Source organism: Sporosarcina sp. Y352, from assembly GCF_056786535.1.
In genome coordinates this window covers 283,069-306,497 of the sequence record NZ_JBXCJE010000001.1, presented here as the reverse complement: position 1 = coordinate 306,497, position 23,429 = coordinate 283,069, and the positions used below count along the sequence as shown (strand labels likewise).

Below are 23,429 nucleotides of genomic sequence, written 5' to 3'. Positions count from 1 at the left end.
ATATTGCATTTAGGAAGAAATAAGCGTATTATTATTTTAGCAATATATTGCATACAGAAAATGGACGCTAACATCAAGGGGGAACTAGAATTATGCAAAAGCAGTTATCATTTTCATCGTATCTTGCCATTGGCTTGATGCTATTCGCACTATTTTTCGGAGCAGGGAACCTTATTTTCCCAGCACAGCTTGGGCAATACGCTGGAACGAACATGTGGCCGGCTGTAATCGGGTTTTTGATTACTGGCGTTGGGCTTCCATTTCTCGGTATCCTAGCAATGGGCTTCTCAGGAAGCCAAAATCTACAACAACTTGCAAGTCGGATTCATCCAGTTTATGCAATTATTTTCACATCACTTCTCTATTTAACAATTGGTCCGCTCTTCGCAGCTCCACGTACTGGTGCAGTTGCATTTGATATCGGAATCGCTCCATTTATTAGCGAGGATTATATGCAGATTGGTTCAATCATCTTTACTTTGTTATTCTTCGGTCTAACATTATGGTTATCATTAAATCCCGCGAAAATTGTTGATCGGGTTGGTAAAATCCTTTCACCAGCACTCATCGTTCTGCTAATGGCTTTGTTGGCCATGGTTATTATAAAACCAATGGGTGTAATTCAGCCCCCGCATGGCGATTATACAAGTGGCGCATTAGTAAAAGGAGTAATGGAAGGCTATAATACTATGGACGCACTCGCTTCACTCGTCTTCGGAATCATCGTCATTAACGCCATCCGTGCGATGGGTGTGACGAGTAAGCGTGATATTTTACTAGCTACAGCCAAAACAGGAGCGATTGCGACAGCATTTCTGGGTCTTATCTATGTGGGGATTGCTTACTTAGGGGCGACAAGCACGGAATTATTTGGTCTGCTAGACACAGGTGGCCCAGTCTTGAGTGGCGCATCTTCTCATTACTTAGGGACATTTGGATTAGTTATGCTCGCTGTTGTAATCATTCTCGCATGTTTGACCACGAGTATCGGATTGATCACAGCATGTGGAGAATATTTCAATACAATTCTACCGAAAATCAGCTACAAAGCATTCGTAATTTTCTTCTCAACATTCTGTTTTGTTATTGCGAATTTTGGATTGGCAAATATCATTACTTATTCAATTCCAGTTTTGATGTTTTTGTATCCGCTCGCGGTCGTATTAATGATCCTTACGTTCTTATCACCATTATTCAACCATTCACGTATGGTGTATGTATCAGCTACGGTCGTAGCATTTATGATTAGTGTAATTGATGGATTCAAAACACTTTGTACTTCACTGGAAATAGATTATTTTGGCTGGTTAGCGCCAATTGTATCATTTTATGAACAAGTGCTTCCTTTCTATAGTCAAGGACTTGGCTGGTTACTACCGGTTTTCATAGTTATATTAATAACTGGAATAATTGCACGCATACAGAAAAAAACGATAACAGAAGCATAATAAAAAGCCGGTCCTCATTGAGGGCCGGCTTTTTACATGGTTCTTTGTCAAATGACGTTGGCGAAGAATAGTAGCCAACCATAATTTGGTTATTGTAGGGCTATCCAAGAAGTCAGTAAAGCTGATTTTTTAGGATAGTCCTTTTTCATATAGTCCTCCATGTATCCCGTTGTTTTCCGTTCCAGATGGACGCTTTCCGCGGGCACGGCTTCAGCCTCCTCGTCGCGAAAAGCACGCTCCTGTGGGGTCTTCAGCTCGTGCTGTTCCCGCTGGAGTCGCCATCTTGCACTCCAAACAACTACTATTGCACTTGTATAGGACACGAAAATAGACAAATGAATTTCAAACCTATAAAACCCACATAAATGTTATGCAGCTTCAAAATGGGATTGTCCTTGTTTTTGCTGTTTAACCGATGGTTTTAACTTAAAGTGTAATAGGATTCGTTTTCTGTAGTTCTGGAAGTTTCTATATCCATAGGCGACACGATTCAATACTTTAATCTTATTGTTATTCCCCTCAATTCTTCCGTTATTATAGGGGTAAATAAAACTATTTTCTATAAACGGAAGATGTTTTCTCAACGTATTTAAATTCGTTCTCATATAATTTGAAATAAAAGGTGAAACAGGTGTTGTCAAACAAGACGATAGTGCCGGGAAGTTCTTATTTGACATGAATTCCATTATCTCTTGATAAAGTTCATAGTTCTCTTTTAGTGCAGGATCATAATCCAACATCTCGTCTACAATACTTTGTCCTGTACGTTGTCCAAACAATGAGTAATACTTATATTCTACGCTGGATAATTGTGTCCCGTTTTTATAGAATGTAAAGTCGGTATTTTTCACACCGCATTTCACGCAATGTGTGGGAGTATAGGTTAACTTCCCGGAAATGTATTTACACCTTTTTCCTTTATAGGTTCCTTCTTTTACACAATTTTCGTCAACATTAATGTTTTCGTCTTGAATATCAAGCAAAGATTTAATACTATTAGAATATGACAAGTGAATTCCCTCCTGGATGATGGTTTTAGTCGACTTTTATTCTACAGGGAATCTCACTTGTCTTCTATTTATATCGAACTTATGACTCCTACACTTTCTAGCTTATTGGAGTGCAGAGCGGCGACTCCTGCGGGAACAGCGCGAGCCGAAGACCCCACAGGAGCGCGATCTTCGCGACGAGGAGGCTGAGGCCGTGCCCGCGGAAAGCGTCCGCTCGGAACGGAAATCAGCGGGTAGCAGGATTACTTTGTCCCATATATTTATAAAAAATGACGTTAGTGAAGATCCTCCTCATCTCCTTTAAAAGGGATGGGGGTTTTCTTTCACCAACGTCATTTATTGTACAACCTTTTACATTTATTCGGATTTTATAGAATGAAATTCCTCGATTGCACGTAACCAATTTCCACGCATAATAGAGGAAACTGCCAAAGCATCTCGTTCTTTCATTGAATTGATGATTAAATCATGCTCATCAATCGACTTTTCAGTCAAAATAATCGAGTTATGGAAGAACAATCGTCTGACGTGTGCTTGAAGTGATGCTACCATGGTTGTGATGTATGAATTATTCGCTACATCAACGATGATCTGGTGGAACTCTTCGTCGATTTTCAATGCTGCAAAATAATCTTCCGTATAGACTGCACGAGCGAATCTTCTATTCGTGCTATCAAGTAAGTTAATCGTCTCTTCTGTTAGCTGGGGAATTGCCAATTCAGCGGATAATGCTTGTAACGCGGCAAGCGGTGGTAAAAGGTCTGTGATGGAGTCTTTTTCCACTTCTGTCACTTGCGTTGCTTTACCAGGGTACATCTTCACAAATCCCTGTACTTCTAGCAGTTGCAGGGATTCCCGGATAGGTGTCCTGCTTACGCCCAAAGCCTGAGCGAGTTCTGTATCATTCAGCTTTTCACCTGGATGTAAAGTACCATCAATAATCCATTGCTGTAATTGGTTAAATGCATTTTCTTTCGCTGAAACTCGAAGCGGCATTGCATGATTTGTCGGTACCGGCATTGTGAATCACCATCCTGTATTTGTCGTCGCTTCTCTAGTATACAATAAATTGAAGCTGGTTGGAAGATATGCAATATATTACGTTCGATATTTTTATTTTTTATAAAGACGGACAAATGCAGGGGAATATTTTCTAACAATACGGTAGGCACTGTAACCAAGTATGCTACCTACTGTATTCAACCATAAATCATCGATATCACTGCTTCGAGCCTGAAATAATTGAGTTGTCTCTATAATAAGAGAGAGAAGGAAACCGACAAGTGCAACTTTCCAAAATTGGTTGAACCTGATCCATAATAATGGAACCATAAAGCCGATTGGCACAAAGATACATATATTACCCAAAAAATTAATGATGAACGGCTGCCAAAAGTTTAATTCTGTAATGGCATAATAATTATCCTGGAAAACTCTGAAAGGTATTAGATTTAAATTTGAAAAAGTACGTGTAACAACTGGTCCTGTGTAGAGAAAGGTTAGGATTGTTTGAGATAATACCGCAGTCATGAATAAAAGAAAGACAACGACACCGGTTTCGTGGAACCCATTAATTTTCTCGGAACCATGGAATTTATTGTAAACAATCCGAAAAAACAGTATGAAGGGCAAAGCAATTAGTAAATAAGGAATCATTTCCAAGATATATCCTATTATAGTTGTCATCGCATTCACCTAACTTTATTTTATGTATCGCTTATACTTCAATGATATATCTTGATCTTCCACGGATGTACCATATGCAAGCTCTTCGTGCTGAAAGATGAATCCGCGTGCCTCATAAAAAGGAATGCCGTAATCGTTTCCTTTTGCGACAGAAACCCACTGCTCGCTTGCCCCGTATGAATGCTTTTGTATTTTAGTGGCAAAATCCAGTAGACGTGTACCAATTCCCATTCCAAGCATTTCAGGATCCAAATAAAAGACATATATTTCGCCAGAATTACTATTCGTCATACCGCCAGCGATTGCTCCGACAATCTTCCCGTTCATTTCAGCTATAAAGTAACCGTGCCACTCATTACTAATTGAGACGATTTCCTGTTCAATACGTTGCACGTTGTAATATTGTTTAATCAATTTTTTAATATAATCTTTGGAATATAGCCTATCATATGTGAACCAGTGACTTTTCACGAGTAGTTCAGTAACAGCTTTGGTGTCATTTCTTGTCGCATTACGAATAGATATTTTTTTCATTACATACCTCTCTTTGTTTGTAATATGTGTCCTGTTTTTGTAACGCTAAAGGTAGCTAAATGTAATGTTCTTGTAATAAACGATTGTTAGTATTAATTATAGACTAAATAGCAGGGAGTAGAAAAATTGAGAAAACTTCTATTGACACTCGTTCTTACGATGGCATTGCTAGTCAGCGGTGCTCAAGAAAGCATGGCAGCATCTTCAAGTTACACAGTGAAGAAAGGCGATTCGTTATATAAAATTGCCAAGGTTCATAATGTATCTGTTTCTAAGTTAAAATCATGGAATAACCTCAAGTCAAACACAATACACCCGAATATGAAACTGAAAGTCACTTCCGCAGGGAAAGTAGTTAAGAAGAAAGCTACACCCAAAAAAGCAGTCAAATCCACTAAAAAAACACCATCTCGGTCAGACTCCGATAATGTAGTTAAAGAATTCACGGTTTCAGCAAGTGCTTTTACTGCGAGTTGTAATGGATGTTCGGGGATTACAAAAACAGGTATTAACTTGAAAAGTAATCCACACTTGAAAGTAATTGCTGTCGATCCGAAAGTCATTAAGCTTGGAACGAAAGTATATGTAGAAGGTTACGGTTACGCAGTCGCCGGCGATACAGGAAGCGCCATCAAAGGAAATAAAATCGATGTGTTCTATCCGACAAAAAGCGAAGCGTTTAAATGGGGCCGAAAAAACGTGAAAATAAAAATACTTAAATAACAAAAGGCCATTATTCCAATTGGGATAATGGCCTTTTGTGAGTTGCTAAGTTACATAGTATCGCACCTTCATTAACTACAATAAGAGAAATGTTGATTCTGGTTATAAACCGCTTCGATTCTAGAGAAATAATTTAATGGGCTTTTTTGGTTATTTGTAATGGAAAAGACAACTCGTTGTAACGTTCTTGTAATACAAGGTGGGGAAGCTGACACCTTAGAATACAAAACAAGGAGACGAGTAAATGAAAAACTTTCTTTTGGCACAAGTATTGACAATCGTTTTATTGGTTAGTGGAGCACAGGCGGTTTCTGCATCATCTCAAACAGATATAGTTAGAATCGGAGATACGCTATACCAAACACCCAAAATGTTAAATGAAACAAAGAAGGAATCTACATCAACTTCAAACTATACAGTTAAAAGGGGAGACACGCTTTTCAATATTTCTAGAATGCATAATACAACAGTCGCAAATATTAAATCAAGTAATAATTTACAGTCGAATATAATATCTCCAAATCAAGAAATAATTATTGATTCAAATGCGAAGGCAAGTGGGGTATCAACCGCAGCTGCAGAAAAGCCTACTTCAAAGATTGTATCGCGTTCAGCTGCCACTAATGTCGTCAAAGAGTTCACCGTAACAGCAACTGCTTATACAGCTTATTGTAGCGGTTGTTCCGGTATAACGAAAACAGGTATTAACTTAAGAGAAAATTCAAATCTGAAGGTGATTGCAGTTGATCCGAATGTTATTGAGCTCGGTACAAAAGTTTTTGTCGAAGGATATGGATATGCAATCGCAGGTGACATTGGCAGTGCCATCAAAGGGAATAAAATCGATGTCTTCATTCCTACAAAGAACGAAGCATTTAAATGGGGACGCAAAACCGTTAAATTATCTATTATCGAATAAGTGTATTTTTACGTCAAAAACATAATTTGAACGTGTAAATATGATAAGGGCTAGTATATAAACTGTACCTCCAATTGAGTTACAGTTTATATAGATAGCCCTATTTTTGTTTGCATATATTTGCTATACAATAAATTAAGGTGTAAAATTACACTAATTGGTGTTATTAGTAACCTAGGAGATGGAAATGATGAATAAAGGGCAGGTAATCGAAATTATTTCAATAAAAATGAGACTAATTCGGTTGGAAAAAAGTTATTCACAAGAGAAAATGGCAGACATTATAGGTATTTCAAAAAAGACACTTATTCAAATCGAAAAAGGAAGAACGTTAGCGGGTTGGACAACTGTAATTACGGTTTGTGCATTATTCAGGGACAGTGAAATTTTGCGGTCTGTTTTAGGGGATGAACCTCTAGAAATCATTGAAACACTTGCACATAACGGAATAGATAGGCCAAGAGATAAATCCATGGGGGGCAGAATTTGGTGGAATGAAATTGATTGTAAAGGGAATTTTCGATTGCAACAAAATGTGATCAGCAAACATTATAGAATTTTAGATAACAATAATTATCGTTGGTTTAGTTCGTTTGAAGAGCATGAAGCTATCATGCGTTTAAGCGAGTTGTCGATTGGGGAGTGAATGGATAGTTATGAGGGGTTTCATGAAAATACTATGGTTGATTGTTTCATTAATACCGGTATCTTTCCTATTTCACTACTATGAATATGGGCAGCATATTAAGCGAGAGGAAGCAACATTTCTATTTGTTGGTTCTATATTATTCATTCTAGTAACAGGTTTATTATCGAGAAATATAAAATTAAGGTATGTTTTCTTAGTCAATATTGTTACTGGAATATGATCGTTATTGTTGGCTTCAAATTTCATTGATGACGGTGGTTGGTTTAAACCCGTTGGCAGAGATGGGGCAGTTATAATTAGTTCGTTCGTATTTCTGATAGGACAGCTGTTAGTAAGATTGATTTCTCGAAATTTCTTAAAATGATTAACATGGAATTTTATTGAGTATGTATACAGAAAAGGTGGAATGAATATGTATATTCGATAATGGTATAGGCGTCGTTCAATTCAAAGCGAATCAATAGCAATTCTACACGTAGTGCTCAGTGTGTGATTAATTTATTTACCGGTTGTTTATGCTTAATCAACAGACGTAGTTCAATATACAATTTTACCAACTCATCATCTATAATAAAATACACCAAAAAAGGTTGCAACTGATTTAATAACAATCAGAGCAACCTTTTATTTATTCCACTTGTTTAACTATTTTAAAGTCTTTCATTTTTTCCATAGCAATCAAAAATGGAGGGTTATTTCGTTGATTGATCATCTGGTAACGAATTACGTGTACGTCTGCCTGGTGCAAACTTGTTACATAATCTAAAAGTGCGTCCCGTTCTTCAGCGCCGCCTTCATGTCCATCATAGACAGAAATCGCAATTATACCGCCTTTTTTTAACAATCCAAGCATCTTGTGGATAGCTGAAATTGTGGATTCTGATTGTGTAACAATCGATAGATCTTCACTATGTGGCAAATAGCCGAGGTTGAAGACCGCACAACCAATTTGCCCATCGACGTACTTTTCAACGTTCGCATGACTATCCAATATGAGTGAGACCCGTTCTTTTAAGTCGCCTAAATGTTCAGAAGTTGAATCGAGTGCGGATTGCTGTATATCGAAAGCAAAGACGCGGCCAGTTTCACCGACATGTTCTGCTAGGAAAAGCGTATCATTCCCGTTCCCAGCCGTTGCGTCGATAACGGTTTCGCCTACATGAACTGTATCTTTGAATAATTGTCTTGCAAAAGGGAGAATCCGATGCAACTTCAAATCAATTCGACCGCCCTTTTGTAATGTTTCCCTTGCCAGCTATCACGACGTTCGAGTTCTTTGTCAATGCCGTTTAATACTTCCCATTTTGTGACACTCCACATCGGTCCTATCATCAATTCAATCGGACCATCGCCTGTAATACGGTGAACAATCATTTCAGGGGGGAGGATTTCAAGTTGATCAGCTACAAGATCAATGTACTCCTGCTTTTCTAGAAATTCAAGCTGACCTTTTTCGTATTGCTTTACCATTGGTGTCCCTTTTAATAAATGCAAAAGATGAATTTTTATACCCTGGACGTCAAGTTTTGCAACTTCACGTGCTGTTTCCATCATCATATCGTAATCTTCAAGTGGTAAACCATTAATGATATGGGTACATACCCTGATGCCATGTTTACGCAGTTTCTCGACACCTTCTACGTATGATTTGAAATCATGAGCTCGATTGACAAGATTTGCGGTCTTTTCATGGACGGTTTGAAGTCCTAGTTCAACCCACAAATAAGTACGTTCATTCAGTTCTGCCAAATACTCCACAACATCATCGGGCAAGCAATCTGGACGCGTCGCGATTGACAATGCGACAACACCTTCTTGCGCCAATGCTGCTTCAAACTTCTCTTTTAACTTAGGGAGTGGAGCGTGTGTATTTGTATACGCCTGAAAATAAGCCATGTATTTGCCGTCTTTCCATTTCTTATGCATTCTTTCACTAATCTCTGCAAATTGGACCTCGATTGGGTCAACACGATCTCCGGCAAAATCACCAGAACCTGCAACGCTGCAAAATGTACAGCCACCGAAAGCGACCGTACCATCTCGGTTGGGGCAATCAAAACCTGCATCAAGTGCAACTTTCATCACTTTAAATCCGAATTCATCCTTTAAGTGTCGTGACCATGTATGATATCGTTTCCCTTCAGTAGGGAATGGTAAGTTCAATTTATTCACTTCATTCACTCCTCTAACAGTTGATTATATCATGGTTTTACATTGTAGTAACATTTGAATTATGGAACATAAGGTGTTTGTCTTGTCGGAATATAAAGAAAGTCATTAGCTTCAGTTGCTTTGAGTGTGAACAGAGGCGGTCTGTTTATCTAAAAAGTATGGCATCTCATTATTGGGATGTTTATTAACGTCATCGAAAATTCACTTTTATTAAATTTAGAAATGATTAATACCATTATGATTAGATGCTTTCATTGCAAGATCTTCTATAGAATGATTTAATTGAAGGGATAGATAATTGTGACTTAATTAGCAATATTTAAAAGGGGGATGTAAAATGAAACCGATTTATAAGTCAGCAAAAGATGCTGTTGCACAGGTAGAGGATGGCGCAACATTAATGGTTGGTGGATTTGGGCTCGTAGGGATTCCTGAACAGCTCATTTTAGCACTAGTTGAAAAAGGCGTAAAAGACCTTACTGTCATTTCAAATAACTGTGGAGTCGATGAATGGGGACTTGGACTTCTACTAAAGAATAAACAGATTAAGAAAATGATTGGCTCATATGTGGGAGAAAATAAAGAATTTGAACGACAAGTGCTTTCCGGTGAAATTGAAGTCGAGTTAACGCCCCAAGGAACGTTAGCCGAAAAAATCCGTGCAGGCGGAGCTGGTATTCCGGCATTTTTCACGCCGGCCGGTGTTGGTACATTGGTAGCTGAAGGAAAAGAAGTTCGGATTTACGATGGCAAAGAATATGTCCTAGAAGAAGCGTTGCGCGCAGACTTTTCACTTGTCCGTGCAGCAACAGCCGATCAATTTGGTAATCTGATTTACAATAAAACAGCACAAAACTTTAATCCGATGATGGCGGCAGCAGGGAAGTTCACGATTGCTGAAGTAGAGGAAATCGTTGAAACGGGAGATTTAGATCCTGCAGCAATTCATACACCGAGTATCTATGTGCAAGGACTTCTACAAGCTAAACAGGAAAAACGAATTGAGCGTCTGACGACTCGCTAATGAAAGGGGAATGTGTGATATGGGAGAAGTGAATGTAAGGGAAAGAATTGCTAGACGGGCTGAAAAGGAAATCGAAGATGGGAACTATGTCAATCTTGGAATAGGTATGCCAACGCTTGTCGCAAACTATATTTCGCCGGACAAAACAGTCGTGCTTCAATCAGAAAATGGACTACTGGGTATCGGACCTTATCCGAGCTCCGATGAAGTCGATCCGGACCTGATTAACGCAGGAAAAGAGACGGTCACATCAATTCCAGGTTCTGCATACTTTAACAGTGCAGAATCGTTTGCGATGATTCGCGGAGGACATGTCGATGTTGCCATTCTAGGTGCCATGGAGGTTTCCGAAAATGGAGACCTCGCCAACTGGATGATTCCTGGTAAAATGATTAAAGGAATGGGAGGCGCGATGGATCTCGTTCATGGCGCTCGCAAAATAATCGTTATAATGGACCACGTTGCAAAGGATGGCTCTGCAAAAATTAAAAAAGAGTGCTCGCTACCGTTAACAGGGAAAGCAGTCGTTCATAAAATAATTACAGAACGTGCTTTAATAAATGTGACTCCTGAAGGACTTGAGTTGAAAGAAGTGTTTGAGGATTTTACAATTCAAGAAGTTATCGATTCGACGGAAGCTGAATTAATTGTAAAAGACGTTATTGAAGGCGTGAAATGAAGGTTGTTAAAGTGCCACAATTCGGGTAAACTAGAAGCAATAGCTTTGGCGTAGATGAGGAATAGTAATCTTTGCTGTCGATTTTAGAGAGCAGGCGGTTGGTGAAAGCCTGTACGATGGAGATGAACTCGCCTCGGAGCCTGCATTGGTGAACTACTAAACAGTAAATCAGTAACCCGTGCCGTTGTCCGCGTTAAGGAATCAAGTTGGGCGGTTTTTCCGTCAATTTGGGTGGCACCGCGGGAATCTATAGTACTCTCGTCCCTTATCTTTTTAAGGGACGGGAGTTTTTTATTTTCATTCAGCCGGTGTTCATGCACCGGCTGAATGAAAATAAAGCCTCCGGCGGATGTCACAGATTTTGAAGGGAGTTAAGAGGGCAGTCTAATTTCGCGACGTCCTGTCGCAACGACTGCATGACCTACATCCTGTAGGCCTCAAGCTCGATTCAAAATCTGGACGCAATTACGCCGAGGCGCAATTGATTTAAATAGGAGGAATTGTAAATGAGTTATAATCACGGACAAATTGAAAAGAAATGGCAACAGCACTGGAAGGACAATAAAACATTTAAAATGATGGATGATCCATCAAAACCGAAGTTCTTTGCGTTAGATATGTTTCCATATCCATCGGGGGCGGGTCTCCATGTTGGGCATCCCCTAGGCTATATCGCGACAGACATTTTAAGTTCATTCAAACGGAAGCAGGGCTATAATGTCCTTCATCCGATGGGCTGGGATGCCTTTGGACTTCCGGCCGAGCAATATGCGCTTGATACAGGAAATGATCCCGCTGAATTTACAGCGAAGAATATAGCGACGTTCAAACGTCAAATGAATGATCTCGGATTTTCATACGATTGGGACCGTGAAATTAATACAACGGATCCATCTTATTATAAATGGACGCAATGGATTTTCATCCAACTTTACAACAAGGGCTTGGCTTATGTTGATGAAGTAGCTGTTAACTGGTGCCCAGCACTAGGTACGGTTTTAGCGAATGAAGAAGTGATTGACGGCAAGTCAGAACGTGGCGGTCATCCAGTCGAGCGACGTCCGATGCGCCAATGGGTACTGCGTATTACAAATTACGCAGATCGTCTTCTTGAAGATTTGGATGAACTGGACTGGCCGGAAAGCTTGAAGGATATGCAACGTAACTGGATTGGTCGTTCAGAAGGGGCGCAGCTGACGTTCGAAATTGATGGAATTGATCTGACGTTTGAAGCATTTACAACACGTCCGGATACGATTTTTGGTGCGACATATGCAGTGCTTGCACCAGAATTAAAATTGGTTGAACAAGTGACTACTGCAGAACAGAAAGATGCAGTCGAAAAATATCTAAATGAAGTGAAAATGAAAAGTGATCTTGAACGAACAGATCTTGCGAAAGAAAAAACTGGTGTCTTTACGGGGGCTTACGCAATCAACCCTGCAAGCGGTGAAAAAATGCCAATCTGGATCGCTGATTATGTTCTTGCGACTTACGGAACGGGTGCAATCATGGCGGTTCCTGCACATGATGAGCGTGACTATGAGTTCGCAAAAGAATTTGACCTTCCAATCATTGAAGTTGTAGCAGGCGGCGACGTTTCTGCAGAAGCGTATGTTGGAGATGGCAAACATGTCAATTCAGGTTTCCTTGACGGATTAGGGAAAGATGAAGCAATTGAAAAAGCCATCGCTTGGTTTGTTGAAAATGGCAAAGGCGACAAGAAGATTACATTCCGTCTTCGTGACTGGCTGTTCTCAAGACAACGCTACTGGGGCGAGCCGATTCCAATTATCCACTGGGAAGATGGCACGATGACACCTGTTGAAGAAGCGGATTTACCACTCGTATTACCGGTAACGGATAATATCAAACCAAGTGGAACGGGTGAGTCTCCACTTGCAAACATCGAGGAATGGATAAATGTGACACATCCTGAAACAGGTATGAAAGGTCGCCGCGAAACGAATACGATGCCGCAATGGGCGGGAAGTTGCTGGTATTACTTGCGTTACATCGATCCGGATAACGATGAGATGATCATCGACCCTGAACTTGCGAAACGTTGGTTGCCTGTAGATATCTACGTAGGTGGCGCAGAACACGCGGTTCTACATCTGCTTTACGCACGCTTCTGGCATAAAGTACTTTACGATATCGGTGTTGTACACACGAAAGAGCCATTCCAGAAGTTGTTCAACCAAGGAATGATTCTTGGTGAAGGCAATGAGAAAATGTCGAAATCTAAAGGCAATGTTGTCAATCCTGATGATATTGTTCATTCACACGGGGCAGATTCACTACGTCTTTATGAAATGTTTATGGGACCTTTAGAAGGTTCAAAAGCATGGACGACAAATGGTCTCGATGGTGCTCGTCGATTCCTTGACCGAATCTGGCGCTTGTTTGTCAATGAAGATGGATCTCTAAGTACGAAAATTGGTGGAAAAACAGGTGGGGCACTTGAAAAGGTCTACCATCAAACAGTGAAAAAGGTGACGGAAGACTTTGAGGGAATGCGTAATAATACTGCGATTTCTCAGTTGATGGTTTTCATAAACGAAGGCTATAAAACAGATACAATTCCAAAAGAATATGTAGAAGGTTTCGTGAAAATGATTTCTCCAGTGGTACCCCATCTTGCAGAAGAGCTATGGGAGAAGTTGGGCCATACGGAGACGATGACGTATGAAACTTGGCCAACATATGACGAATCGAAGCTTGTCGATGATACTGTCGAAATGGCTGTTCAAATTAATGGGAAAGTGCGTGCTAAAATCATCGTATCGAAAGATGTTACGAAGGATGAGCTTGAAAAGCTTGCACTGGAAGATGAACATGTGAAAACACTTCTTGAAGGCAAAGAAGTGAAGAAAGTCATCGCGATTCCAGGAAGACTTATTAATATTGTTGCAGTAGGATAAAGAAAGAAAATCTGCCGAAAGAGATGTATCTCTTCCGGCGGATTTTTTTAGTTGGGTTTCTTGAATCTGGCGTATAGTTTTTCTATTCTCAATGTTTATAAATCAGTCGCGTGCTGTCCTGCATTCATGCCCGCAATCCTGCCGGTAACAAGTGCAGAAGTGATGTTATAACCGCCTGTATAGCCGTGAATATCCAAAATTTCACCGCAGAAGTAGAGTCCTTCTTTCTTGCGGGAACCAAACGTTTTTGGAACGATTTCTTTGACAGAGACCCCACCGCCTGTGACGAATGCTTTTTCAATTGGTTGAGTACCATTGACGTTCATTGAAAAAGCCTTTAATAATTTTGTCAAAGTACGAATTTTTTCTACTTGCATCTGGGCTCCGGTTTCAGCTGGGTCAATTCCCGCCCGGTCGAATAAAAACAGCATCCAGCGTTCAGGTACAATTCCTTTTAACACATTCTTCACGGCTTTCGTTGAATCCGTTTTTAATGATGTGTTGAGCAGTTGGAAAACTTTTTCTTCATTCAGTGTAGGCATTGAGTCGATTCTCATTTCAACGGGCTTGTTGCCGTTTTTCATCCGTTCTTTCACAACGAATTGACTGCATCGTAAAATCGCAGGACCGCTTAAGCCGAAATGGGTGAACAACATGTCCATTTGATGCGTGATAAGGTTCTTGCCTTTGGCGTTTAGGACGGATACCGCCACGTCACGAAGCGCAAGACCTTGTAGATCCTTTGAGACAATGAAAGGTTCATTTGATAGTAAAGGAACTTCTGTTGGATAAAGTTCTGTCACGGTATGGCCGGCTTTTTCCGCCCATGGATAGCCGTCGCCTGTTGAACCGGTTTGAGGAACCGCTTTTCCACCGACCGCTACAACAACAGCATGCGAGCGGATTTCCTCGCCAGAATCGAGTCTGACACCAAGAATTTGTTCTTCATTCATCAAAAGTTTTTTTACGCGCGTTTCTAATCTCACTTCAACATTTAAACGATCCATTTCTTCAAGCAATGCATTGACAACATCCTTTGCTTTATTCGAAACGGGGAACATTCTACCGTGATCTTCTTCTTTCAATGCAACGCCAAGACCCTCGAAAAAGGTAATGATGTCTTCATTATTAAAAACGGCGAAGGGACCGTACAAAAAACGTCCATTGCCTGGAATGTTTTTAACGATTTCTTCTTGAGGCAAACGGTTTGTAACGTTACAACGTCCGCCCCCTGAGATGGCCAGTTTAGTGCCAAGTTTTTTACCTTTTTCAAGCAGGAGAACTTTCCTTCCGTTTTCAGCAGCAGCGATTGAAGCCATCAATCCTGATGGGCCTCCGCCAATGATGATGACGTCTGCATCAACATAATTAGTAGTCATTGTATTATCAAGCCTTTCGGTAATGAATTATTAAGTATTAGTTTAACACAGCATCATTAAAAAGCATTGAGGTGGTTGAAAAGGAGAAATGTAGCAGATGAAAAAATAGCAACCGCATGTGGTACAATTATCATACATGTGAGATTTAAGTGAAGATGTCTTAGAATGGGTACTCAAGCGGATTTGATGGTGTTTTTCATTTGGTTGCAAACTTCTTTACAAAGACTGAGACGGTACATGTATTGAATTTTAAAGATGAGGAAGCAAAGTTAATGTACATGAGTATATTTGCTTTGACGAAGAATCGGGAGAGTGTACGGAATGACTATAGATGAAAATAGCGAAGTTGAAGGACATAGTAGTGAGCAAGTTGAAAATCAAGAGAAAACGTATTTAACAAGCGCAGAGAAAGAGCAAATAAGACACGAAGCGTTTCAACAAAAAGAGTGTCAGCGTATCTATAATAAACTGATTAGCCATGCAGGAGGTACGGATATAGTCAGGAAAGGCAGGAGATTGATAGCGAAAAAAATTGCTACCACTTGCTTCCTAAATGCAACAGAGCCTGACTATGAAGAATTTAAGCAAGGTGTACTGATTGCTAACGAAAAAATTAAGTTAAAACGAGATTAACCACATTAAACTTGCCTTGCGTTATGAGACATATATAGACTCCCTTCAGGTTGTCTTTTTCCATGACTAAATGGATGAAGGTAGCCTGATTTATCTTTATTCAGCAAATGTTTTTGTACTGAAAGCGAAGCGTCAGCTACAGAAAACTCTTGCCTCCATATGTGGGAGATGAATACGGGTTTTATTCCTATTCAGCGGGTGTCCATAGGCCCGCTGAACAAAGAAAAAGCCTCCGGCGGATGTCACAGATTTTGAAAGGAGTTAATGAAGGCAACCTAAGATCGCCGCGTCCTGCGGCAACGGTTGCATGACCTACATCCTGTAGGCCTCAAGCTCGATTCAAAATCTGGACGCAATTACGCCGAGGCGTAATTGATCTTTAATTTAATCCCCATTATACGAACTCTGCGATTTTTTATTTGGCGACTGCCCCTTTGTTTCACTGGTCTATACGTTTTACTCAAACCTTTGTAAGATGCCGACGTCATACATAATGTAAACCACGCTTACAGTTTTTTCAATTCGACACATTTCGCCGTTATTCATTGTGAAAAACGGCGTGTGGGGGTAAACTGTAAAGTAGATTTAGGGAGATTGGAAGGATCAATTATGTCATCAAATCTTGTAAAAGGGACCGCCATACTTACGGTGGGGCTGTTTTTATCTAAAGCACTTGGGCTTTTGTATTTAATTCCGCTTTATGCAATTGTAGGAGAAGAAAATATCGGATTATATCAATACGCTTATATTCCTTACAATATTGCATTGGCCATCGCTATTTCTGGAGCACCATTAGCAATATCAAAATATGTCTCGAAATATAATGCCTTAGGTGATTATGCAACCGGACGGAAACTGCTGAAGTCTGGAATGCTTGTGATGACGCTGACAGGTATTGTTTCATTTATTACTCTCTATTTATTGGCTGAGCCAATTGCTCACCTCGTTCGTAGAGATGAAGAACAAATATTTACGATAGATGATATTGCCGGCGTTATCCGTTGGGTTAGTTATGCACTTCTTGCTGTACCACTTATGAGTATCGTGCGTGGCTTCCTTCAGGGATATCAGAAAATGGAGCCGACAGCAGTGTCGCAACTTGTCGAACAGATTGTTAGAATCATTGTCGTTCTTGGGGGCGCATTTATTGTCGTTAATGTCCTGGATGAATCTCCAAAAGCAGCAATCAGTTTTGCAGTATTCGCAGCATTTATCGGAGCACTAGCAGGTCTTGTAGTCCTCTTTAAATACTGGAAGTCCTATAAGCCTGAACTGGATCATTTGCTTTCGAATAGTCCTCCAGCGAGTAATATTTCTTTCAAAGAGATGTATACAGAAGTATTTGCTTATATATTGCCATTCGTTCTCGTTGGCGTGATCAATCCTCTTTATCAGTTCGTTGACATGATCACATTTAATGAAGCCATGAAATCAATCGGAATGTCTAAGGTTTCCGATACTTACTTAGGGATGTTGAATCTACTGACCCATAAGTTTGTTATGATTCCGGTGATGGTAGCAACTGGATTTTCAATGGCTTTGATTCCGGTCATAACTAGTTATTATGCAAAAAAAGACCAAAAAGGAATCACACGTTCACTTGATCAAACATTTCAAATTATGTTGTATTTGACAGTTCCGATGGTTATCGGATTAATCATCTTATCAAATGAGCTTTACCAATTTCTTTATAGTGAAAGTGCTGTCGGAGCAGGAATTCTGGCAAGTTATGCACCAGTCGCTGTTTTGTTCGGATTATATTCAGTGACAGCTGCAATTCTTCAAGGTATTGATCGGCATAAGTGGATTGTGTTTACTTCTTTACTGGGCCTGTTATTTAAGCTTGCACTCAATATACCGCTCATTCAAATGTTTGAAACGAATGGTGCTATTCTTGCAACTGCAATTGGATACTCAATCGCAGTAGGCATCAATATTGTCATCATTTCAAAAACCCTTCATTACAAATCGAAGATGGTATTTAGAAGACTAATCCTAATCGCTATATTGAATATCATTATGTTATTTGCGGTTATGTTTACGCTGAAAGGCTTGACGGCGCTCAGTCCTGCTGACGGAAAAATGCAGTCTCTCTTGTACATTTTTATATGTGCAACAGTTGGTGCAGTCATTTATGGGTATCTGTCACTTAAAACTGGTCTCGCACAGAAGTTATTCGGTGAGCGATTGACTAAATTCACGAAGAAATTAGGCTTTTTAGGAGGAAAATAATGCGTTTAGATAAATTATTGTCAAATATGGGATACGGCACTCGTAAAGAAGTTAAGCAACTTATGAAAAAAGGGGCTGTTCGAGTAAATGAAGATACAGTAAAAGATTCCTCAATGCATGTCAATGTGGACAGTGATGTAGTAACGATACTCGGTGAGCGGGTTGTCTACAAAGAATTTATCTACTTGATGATGAATAAGCCACAAGGTGTATTATCTGCAACGGAAGATTCGAGAGATAGGACAGTTGTTGATCTGCTGGATGAAAAGTATCAGATTTTTGAACCCTTTCCAGTGGGTAGGTTAGATAAAGATACGGAAGGTTTTCTTTTGCTGACAAATGACGGCAAGCTTACGCATAATTTATTGTCTCCTAAAAAAGGTGTTCCGAAAACGTATTATGCACATATCGATGGGATTGTTACGGGGGAAGACGTTGAACGGTTTTTAGAAGGTGTTACATTGGATGATGGCTACGAAACGAAGCCAGGTCAACTGAATATTTTGAAGTCAGATGTCATTTCTGAAGTTGAATTAACAATTACAGAAGGAAAATTCCATCAAGTGAAGCGGATGTTTGAGGCGGTTGACAAGACGGTCATCTACTTAAAACGCTTATCAATGGGACCTTTATCTTTGGATGAAAGTCTAGCACTAGGGACATACCGAGAATTGACGGTAGAGGAAATAGAACAGCTCATGCAGATTTCAAAAAAATAAAAAGGGCTGAGCCGTTAGATACGGCTCAGCTTCTTTTATAGTTTAACTAATTCTATAATCTCGTACCGTAGATAACTTCTATTATGGATATTGCGCTTATAGCCCACGGGTGCCTTTTTAGAGGGCGTCAGGCGCGTACGCTTAAGATTGTGCCCAGACTGCAGGCGCCAGCCTATATGCCTGCGGAAGCAGGGTTAAGAGCTGGCGCCTTTCGCTTTTCAAGGTTACGTGCGGGTCAAGAAGATAATTTCACTTTTTTTGCTGTCGTTGTCCATTTACCTCGCACCGGGCTCATTATAAGCTCGTTGTATTCCAGGACGTTTAAGTCCCTTTGGACAGTACGGTGAGTGATACCAAATTCTTCTACCAGGTTTTCTGTAGTTACAGTTCCATTATCAAGGATGTAAAAATAGACATCTTTGATGCGTGTAAGCATACGATCAGTTGCAGGTTTCAAGTGTGGAATCACCCCTTCATCTTCATTATCCAAAATCATTGGTCATGAGACTTATGAATGTTGCCTAAAGCACGTTGAAATTATTCCTGACACCGCACATCCTTTCGAAAAGGTTGGTACGTCAGATTATTTTTTCTGACAATACCAGTATAACTTATTTATGTAAAGATTGCATGAATTTTTTGTGAAGATTCAGTGAAAGTGGTTTCCACTTTATTTTCTTAGTCTAACGTGTGAAAATAGGGTTATTAAGAAGGAGGGTGTCTTGATTGATGGATTGGAAAATTGAGGCCTTGAAAAACAAAGAGAAGCTGATAGGGGATTTACAGCAATTGATTGCCATTCCTTCTATTTTAGATGAAAGCGCAGCTACGGAAGAAATGCCATTTGGGCCAGAACCGAAACGCGCCTTAGACTGGATATTAGAAGAAGGTAGAAAAGCTGGGATGCTTGTAAAGAATATAGATAATATGGCGGGACATATTGAAATGGGTCAAGGGGATGAACTTTTAGGAATTCTTTGCCACGTTGATGTGGTTCCTGCAGGGAGCAATTGGAATTATGGACCGTTTGCCGGGACGGTGGATGATGATAAGTTATTTGGGCGTGGTGCTATAGACGATAAAGGACCGACAATTGCAGCATGGCACGCGATGAAAATGGTTCAAGAATCTGGAATTATGCTGAATAAGCGAGTGCGCCTCATTATAGGAACAGATGAAGAAAGTGGATTCCGTTGTGTGAAACGATATTTTGAAAAAGAAGAAATGCCAACGATTGGCTTTGCTCCTGACGCGGATTTCCCAATTATAAACGCTGAAAAAGGAATTGCCTCTGTCCTATTTAAACAAAAAGCAGTATTTGCTGATCAACAACTCCTGTACTTCAAATCAGGCAATCGAACGAATATGGTTCCTGATTATGCTGAGGCACATCTTGCGGGGGAAGTCGAAATTGATAATGAGCAATTCGTTACATTTTTAAATATTCATAATGTGACGGGGGGCATTGCCAATGAAAGCGGTCATACTGTCATCAATTTAAATGGGAAATCTGCACACGCGATGGAACCTAACAATGGGATAAATGCAGCTGTACTTTTAGCTTCCTATTTGAATCGTATACTTAAAGAAGGCCCATCGAAGGACTTCACTCAATTCATGTTTGATGCATTTGCAAATGAGTCGCGCGGACTGTTTCTTGGTTTAGCATTCAATGATGAAATGTCGGGAGATACAACGCTGAATGCGGGTATTGTTACCTTTGATTCTAAAACCGGTGGTGAAATCAACGTTAGCATGCGTTATTCAGTCACCTATCCGTTTGAAGAGAAAATAACGACATGTATGGAAAGGTTGGCAGATACGCCATTTTCAATGGATGTAGGATCGAACTCGGAACCCCATCACGTCGATGCTGCTGATCCTCTCATAAGGACTTTACAAGAGGTGTATACTAAGCATACCGGAGAACACGCCGGGCTATTGGCGATTGGCGGTGGCACCTATGCACGCGTCCTTGACAAGGGAGTTGCTTTTGGAATGTTATTCCCTGGTAGGGAAGATGTAGCTCACCAGGCTGATGAATATGTTTATATAGACGATTTAGTGAAAGCGACAGCCATTTATGCAGACGCAATTTGCGGTCTGGCGAGCGGAGAAACGAAAGGGGAATAAAGATGACAGTGTATTTTGTTGACGGACAGTTTACTGAGCGTGAAGGATTAAACATTTCGATTGACGATCGTGGATATTATTTTGGTGATGGTGTGTATGAAGTGATTAAAGTATATGGTGGAGAATTGTATACGGCAGAAGAACATATCAATCGTTTGTATCAAAGTGCTAGAAAAATAAAGTTAGCAATACCTTATGCAGAAGTCCAATTGATGGAGATTGCACGTCAATTAGTAGCTGCTAATAATATTTTAGTTGGTCATGTCTATCTGCAGATTACACGCGGCTCCGCACCTCGACTTCACCAATTTCCTGATTTATCGGTTTCGCCAGTCGTTACTGCATATGCGGTCAACAACCCAAGACCTTTAACAGATATTGAAAACGGAGTCCGAGTTAAAACCGTGGCAGATGTTCGCTGGTTGCGCTGTGATATTAAAAGTCTAAACTTGCTTGGAAATGTTCTCGCTAAACAAGAAGCTATAGAAGCAGGTTGTAGCGAAGCGCTACTTCATCGTGACGGTGTTGTGACGGAAGGATCTGCATCGAATATGTTCGGCGTAAAGGATGGAGCAGTTTATACTCATCCGGTTACGAATCTTATATTGAATGGAATCACGCGACAAGTTGTGCTTGAGCTCTGTAAGGAACAAGGGATTCCATTTATAGAAAAATCATTTACATTGGACGAAGCATTCGAAATGGATGAATTCTTTTTAACGTCAACAAGTTCTGAAGTAATGCCAGTCATTTCAATCGACGATCGGCTTTTAGGGTCAGGAGTACCGGGTCTTGTGACGAAAAAGTTACAAGAAGCATTTGTGGTACAGATTCCGACTTTCATCTCGGGTAATTAATGATAGACAGTATGTGATCGGAGTGATTGGACATGGCGCAACTTGTCAAACTTCTCGACTATGTCTCCCGGTACGAACAGGATCTATCACGTTACCCTTCACAGTATATCCGCTTAAAAAGATATCAATGGGAACGTATGAAGACCCAATGGGAAAGTGGCGCAGATTTATCAGAATGGCAACAGGGGATTCAAGATAATCCAGTAGAACCGATTGAAGAAAAATGGTTTTCCCCCCTAGTCCGGCTCTTTGGTCAACGGAGAACGGGACTGACAGAAATAAATCCTGCCAACGAAGAGATTGTAAGCGAAGATGAAGAAGACAATTTCGGCTTTAACCCGAACTTAATTCATAACCCATCCAATTTAGAACAACTAAGAAGTCTGTATTTGGATCAACTTTTTCATTTTCAGATAAAATGGGCTAGCTCTACGTTAATGGATAAGTCCAAAGTCAATACTCGTTTTACGCGAGATACCCTTTTAAGGAGTTTCGCCCAGCAGCTTCCAGACAATTATTTATTGTTCTATTACCCGATTCTGTTATTAAAAAAAGCGCCTGTGGAACTCGATATTATCATCGTGACACCAGTTGAATGCCAATGCATAACTGTACTTGAATCAGAGAATCTTGCGGCTTATAGCGGTAGCGGGGACAGATTCTGGCTAAAGAAGTCAGGTAACAAAGATTCGAAAATACTAAGTCCGCTTATCGCGCTAAATCGAACTGAAAAAATTATAACTAGCATATTTAATGCTCAAAAAATTGATTTTCCCATTCGAAAATATTTGGTTTCACGAAATGGGTATATCGATCACCCTGGAAAGGCATTCGATGTTGAAATTATTGATAGGCGATCCTACGAGGAATGGTTTTCTAGGCTCAGTAAATCGTCTGTGCCAATGAAATCGACACAGTTCAAAGCAGCCCAATCAATTCTTAATGCGGGACAAACAACTTCGATTAGCAGATTATTTGGTCCTAATGACGAACAACCCGCTGAAGAATAATTAATTATAAATAGAAAAGAGTGTATATAATGCGACTTCGCAATAAACCATGGGCGAGGGACTATATGGCAGAACACCCCGATGTCCTTTTAGCAGAACCAGAAAAAATGATAAATGGGTGGCATACCCTTTTTGGAAACGACAATCCGATTCATATTGAAGTCGGATCAGGAATGGGTCAATTTATTATCGGCATGGCAATTGCCAACCCAAATGTGAATTATATCGGTATTGAACATTTTGATAATGTGATTGTTTCAGCACTTGAAAAAGCGGTGGAAGCAAATAAACCATCAAATTTACGATTGTTTCGTGCAAATGGAATGGATCTTGCAAAGATCTTCCATAAAGGAGAAATCGACAGAATATATTTGAATTTTTCCGATCCTTGGCCGAAAGCTAGAAATGCAAAACGGAGATTAACACATGAAACATTTTTAAAGTTATATGAAGAAGTACTCGCGCCCGGAGGGGAAATTCATTTTAAAACTGATAACCGTCTTCTGTTCGAATACTCACTTGTATCTATGTCACAGTACGGTATGAAACTTTGTTTAGTATCCCTCGATTTACATGCAGAAATGCCGGAGGATAATATAATGACGGAATACGAAGAGAAATTTTCAGCTAAAGGTCATCCGATATACAGACTTGAATCCAGATTTACAAACACGTAAGTTAATTAGGGAATGGGGGCT

22 protein-coding genes and 1 other annotated feature are annotated in these 23,429 nt (G+C 40.1%); of the genes, 14 read left to right on the top strand and 8 right to left on the bottom strand.

The genetic code is table 11. The features are described from left to right. The first annotated feature begins 92 nt into the window (after positions 1 to 92). Positions 93 to 1,448, top strand: a complete 1,356-nt coding sequence (gene brnQ, locus AC1TO6_RS01620; protein WP_482099856.1) for a branched-chain amino acid transport system II carrier protein — start codon at positions 93 to 95, stop codon at positions 1,446 to 1,448. Between the two features lie 368 nt (positions 1,449 to 1,816). Here brnQ and AC1TO6_RS01615 read toward each other — a convergent pair whose 3' ends face one another. From AC1TO6_RS01615 to AC1TO6_RS01600, 4 genes are all read right to left on the bottom strand, one after another. Beyond that, positions 1,817 to 2,458, bottom strand: coding sequence for an ISL3 family transposase (locus AC1TO6_RS01615; protein ID WP_482099855.1), 642 nt, complete (start codon positions 2,456 to 2,458; stop codon positions 1,817 to 1,819). Positions 2,459 to 2,815: 357 nt separating this feature from the next. Then, positions 2,816 to 3,478, bottom strand: a complete 663-nt coding sequence (locus AC1TO6_RS01610; protein ID WP_482099854.1) for a GntR family transcriptional regulator — start codon at positions 3,476 to 3,478, stop codon at positions 2,816 to 2,818. 93 nt (positions 3,479 to 3,571) lie between these two features. Beyond that, positions 3,572 to 4,144 carry a VanZ family protein gene (locus AC1TO6_RS01605; RefSeq protein WP_482099853.1) on the bottom strand — a complete coding sequence of 191 codons (573 nt, stop codon included), beginning with the start codon at positions 4,142 to 4,144 and terminating at the stop codon, positions 3,572 to 3,574. A 15-nt stretch (positions 4,145 to 4,159) separates the two neighbouring features. Further along, a complete protein-coding gene (locus tag AC1TO6_RS01600) occupies positions 4,160 to 4,678 on the bottom strand; it encodes a GNAT family N-acetyltransferase (protein WP_482099852.1) in 519 nt (172 codons plus the stop codon). Between the two features lie 126 nt (positions 4,679 to 4,804). Between AC1TO6_RS01600 and AC1TO6_RS01595 the strand changes: the two genes are divergently transcribed. From AC1TO6_RS01595 to AC1TO6_RS01585, 3 genes are all read left to right on the top strand, one after another. Then, positions 4,805 to 5,401 (top strand): 3D domain-containing protein, encoded by a 597-nt coding sequence (locus tag AC1TO6_RS01595; protein ID WP_482099851.1) that lies wholly within the window; start codon positions 4,805 to 4,807, stop codon positions 5,399 to 5,401. Between the two features lie 244 nt (positions 5,402 to 5,645). Then, positions 5,646 to 6,320 carry a 3D domain-containing protein gene (locus AC1TO6_RS01590; RefSeq protein ID WP_482099850.1) on the top strand — a complete coding sequence of 225 codons (675 nt, stop codon included), beginning with the start codon at positions 5,646 to 5,648 and terminating at the stop codon, positions 6,318 to 6,320. A 190-nt stretch (positions 6,321 to 6,510) separates the two neighbouring features. Further along, positions 6,511 to 6,966, top strand: a complete 456-nt coding sequence (locus AC1TO6_RS01585; RefSeq protein WP_482099849.1) for a helix-turn-helix transcriptional regulator — start codon at positions 6,511 to 6,513, stop codon at positions 6,964 to 6,966. 631 nt (positions 6,967 to 7,597) lie between these two features. Here the strand turns inward: AC1TO6_RS01585 and mnmM are convergent. Further along, positions 7,598 to 8,185 carry a tRNA 5-(aminomethyl)-2-thiouridylate-methyltransferase MnmM gene (gene mnmM, locus AC1TO6_RS01580; RefSeq protein ID WP_482099848.1) on the bottom strand — a complete coding sequence of 196 codons (588 nt, stop codon included), beginning with the start codon at positions 8,183 to 8,185 and terminating at the stop codon, positions 7,598 to 7,600. After that, positions 8,182 to 9,141 carry a tRNA modification radical SAM protein MnmL/YtqA gene (mnmL, locus tag AC1TO6_RS01575; protein ID WP_482099847.1) on the bottom strand — a complete coding sequence of 320 codons (960 nt, stop codon included), beginning with the start codon at positions 9,139 to 9,141 and terminating at the stop codon, positions 8,182 to 8,184. The genes mnmM and mnmL overlap by 4 nt, the downstream gene beginning before the upstream one ends. Positions 9,142 to 9,478: 337 nt before the next feature. Between mnmL and AC1TO6_RS01570 the strand changes: the two genes are divergently transcribed. From AC1TO6_RS01570 to leuS, 3 genes are all read left to right on the top strand, one after another. Next, a complete protein-coding gene (locus tag AC1TO6_RS01570; protein ID WP_482099846.1) occupies positions 9,479 to 10,165 on the top strand; it encodes a CoA transferase subunit A in 687 nt (228 codons plus the stop codon). A gap of 19 nt (positions 10,166 to 10,184) precedes the next feature. After that, positions 10,185 to 10,844 carry a 3-oxoacid CoA-transferase subunit B gene (locus AC1TO6_RS01565; RefSeq protein WP_482099845.1) on the top strand — a complete coding sequence of 220 codons (660 nt, stop codon included), beginning with the start codon at positions 10,185 to 10,187 and terminating at the stop codon, positions 10,842 to 10,844. A 42-nt stretch (positions 10,845 to 10,886) separates the two neighbouring features. Continuing rightward, positions 10,887 to 11,113 (top strand) — a binding site (T-box leader). 237 nt (positions 11,114 to 11,350) lie between these two features. Continuing rightward, complete coding sequence (leuS, locus tag AC1TO6_RS01560) at positions 11,351 to 13,768, top strand: leucine--tRNA ligase (protein ID WP_482099844.1); 2,418 nt, start codon at positions 11,351 to 11,353, stop codon at positions 13,766 to 13,768. Between the two features lie 95 nt (positions 13,769 to 13,863). On the opposite strand, the gene AC1TO6_RS01555 is transcribed toward leuS, so the two are convergent. Next, positions 13,864 to 15,147 (bottom strand): BaiN/RdsA family NAD(P)/FAD-dependent oxidoreductase, encoded by a 1,284-nt coding sequence (locus AC1TO6_RS01555; protein WP_482099843.1) that lies wholly within the window; start codon positions 15,145 to 15,147, stop codon positions 13,864 to 13,866. Positions 15,148 to 15,468: 321 nt separating this feature from the next. On the opposite strand from AC1TO6_RS01555, the gene AC1TO6_RS01550 reads away from it, so the two are divergent. From AC1TO6_RS01550 to AC1TO6_RS01540, 3 genes are all read left to right on the top strand, one after another. Beyond that, positions 15,469 to 15,780, top strand: coding sequence for a hypothetical protein (locus AC1TO6_RS01550; protein WP_482099842.1), 312 nt, complete (start codon positions 15,469 to 15,471; stop codon positions 15,778 to 15,780). 609 nt (positions 15,781 to 16,389) lie between these two features. Beyond that, a complete protein-coding gene (locus tag AC1TO6_RS01545; RefSeq protein WP_482099841.1) occupies positions 16,390 to 18,012 on the top strand; it encodes a putative polysaccharide biosynthesis protein in 1,623 nt (540 codons plus the stop codon). Further along, positions 18,012 to 18,731, top strand: coding sequence for a pseudouridine synthase (locus tag AC1TO6_RS01540; protein ID WP_482099840.1), 720 nt, complete (start codon positions 18,012 to 18,014; stop codon positions 18,729 to 18,731). The genes AC1TO6_RS01545 and AC1TO6_RS01540 overlap by 1 nt, the downstream gene beginning before the upstream one ends. Positions 18,732 to 18,966: 235 nt before the next feature. Here the strand turns inward: AC1TO6_RS01540 and AC1TO6_RS01535 are convergent, their stop codons facing one another. Next, complete coding sequence (locus AC1TO6_RS01535; RefSeq protein ID WP_482100110.1) at positions 18,967 to 19,188, bottom strand: DeoR family transcriptional regulator; 222 nt, start codon at positions 19,186 to 19,188, stop codon at positions 18,967 to 18,969. A gap of 272 nt (positions 19,189 to 19,460) precedes the next feature. On the opposite strand from AC1TO6_RS01535, the gene pepV reads away from it, so the two are divergent. Genes pepV through trmB form a run of 4 tightly spaced genes read left to right on the top strand, consistent with a single transcriptional unit; the run spans position 19,461 to position 23,408 of the window. Then, positions 19,461 to 20,864, top strand: coding sequence for a dipeptidase PepV (pepV, locus tag AC1TO6_RS01530; RefSeq protein WP_482100109.1), 1,404 nt, complete (start codon positions 19,461 to 19,463; stop codon positions 20,862 to 20,864). Positions 20,865 to 20,866: 2 nt separating this feature from the next. Further along, positions 20,867 to 21,721: a D-amino-acid transaminase gene (dat, locus tag AC1TO6_RS01525; protein ID WP_482099839.1), complete on the top strand. Its 855-nt coding sequence runs from the start codon at positions 20,867 to 20,869 to the stop codon at positions 21,719 to 21,721. Positions 21,722 to 21,753: 32 nt separating this feature from the next. After that, entirely contained in the window at positions 21,754 to 22,731 is a 978-nt protein-coding gene (locus AC1TO6_RS01520) for a nuclease-related domain-containing protein (protein WP_482099838.1), read from the top strand. A gap of 29 nt (positions 22,732 to 22,760) precedes the next feature. Then, positions 22,761 to 23,408 (top strand): tRNA (guanosine(46)-N7)-methyltransferase TrmB, encoded by a 648-nt coding sequence (gene trmB, locus AC1TO6_RS01515; protein ID WP_482099837.1) that lies wholly within the window; start codon positions 22,761 to 22,763, stop codon positions 23,406 to 23,408. Positions 23,409 to 23,429: the final 21 nt, after the last annotated feature.

Bases quoted from the DNA above. Each gene is read 5' to 3' on its own strand.
- brnQ (WP_482099856.1), top strand. From the start codon at position 93: ATGCAAAAGCAGTTATCATTTTCATCGTATCTTGCCATTGGCTTGATG.
- AC1TO6_RS01610 (WP_482099854.1), bottom strand. From the start codon at position 3,478: ATGCCGGTACCGACAAATCATGCAATGCCGCTTCGAGTTTCAGCGAAA.
- AC1TO6_RS01605 (WP_482099853.1), bottom strand. From the start codon at position 4,144: ATGACAACTATAATAGGATATATCTTGGAAATGATTCCTTATTTACTA.
- AC1TO6_RS01600 (WP_482099852.1), bottom strand. From the start codon at position 4,678: ATGAAAAAAATATCTATTCGTAATGCGACAAGAAATGACACCAAAGCT.
- AC1TO6_RS01590 (WP_482099850.1), top strand. From the start codon at position 5,646: ATGAAAAACTTTCTTTTGGCACAAGTATTGACAATCGTTTTATTGGTT.
- AC1TO6_RS01585 (WP_482099849.1), top strand. From the start codon at position 6,511: ATGAATAAAGGGCAGGTAATCGAAATTATTTCAATAAAAATGAGACTA.
- AC1TO6_RS01570 (WP_482099846.1), top strand. From the start codon at position 9,479: ATGAAACCGATTTATAAGTCAGCAAAAGATGCTGTTGCACAGGTAGAG.
- AC1TO6_RS01565 (WP_482099845.1), top strand. From the start codon at position 10,185: ATGGGAGAAGTGAATGTAAGGGAAAGAATTGCTAGACGGGCTGAAAAG.
- leuS (WP_482099844.1), top strand. From the start codon at position 11,351: ATGAGTTATAATCACGGACAAATTGAAAAGAAATGGCAACAGCACTGG.
- AC1TO6_RS01555 (WP_482099843.1), bottom strand. From the start codon at position 15,147: ATGACTACTAATTATGTTGATGCAGACGTCATCATCATTGGCGGAGGC.
- AC1TO6_RS01550 (WP_482099842.1), top strand. From the start codon at position 15,469: ATGACTATAGATGAAAATAGCGAAGTTGAAGGACATAGTAGTGAGCAA.
- AC1TO6_RS01545 (WP_482099841.1), top strand. From the start codon at position 16,390: ATGTCATCAAATCTTGTAAAAGGGACCGCCATACTTACGGTGGGGCTG.
- AC1TO6_RS01540 (WP_482099840.1), top strand. From the start codon at position 18,012: ATGCGTTTAGATAAATTATTGTCAAATATGGGATACGGCACTCGTAAA.
- pepV (WP_482100109.1), top strand. From the start codon at position 19,461: ATGGATTGGAAAATTGAGGCCTTGAAAAACAAAGAGAAGCTGATAGGG.
- dat (WP_482099839.1), top strand. From the start codon at position 20,867: ATGACAGTGTATTTTGTTGACGGACAGTTTACTGAGCGTGAAGGATTA.
- AC1TO6_RS01520 (WP_482099838.1), top strand. From the start codon at position 21,754: ATGGCGCAACTTGTCAAACTTCTCGACTATGTCTCCCGGTACGAACAG.
- trmB (WP_482099837.1), top strand. From the start codon at position 22,761: ATGCGACTTCGCAATAAACCATGGGCGAGGGACTATATGGCAGAACAC.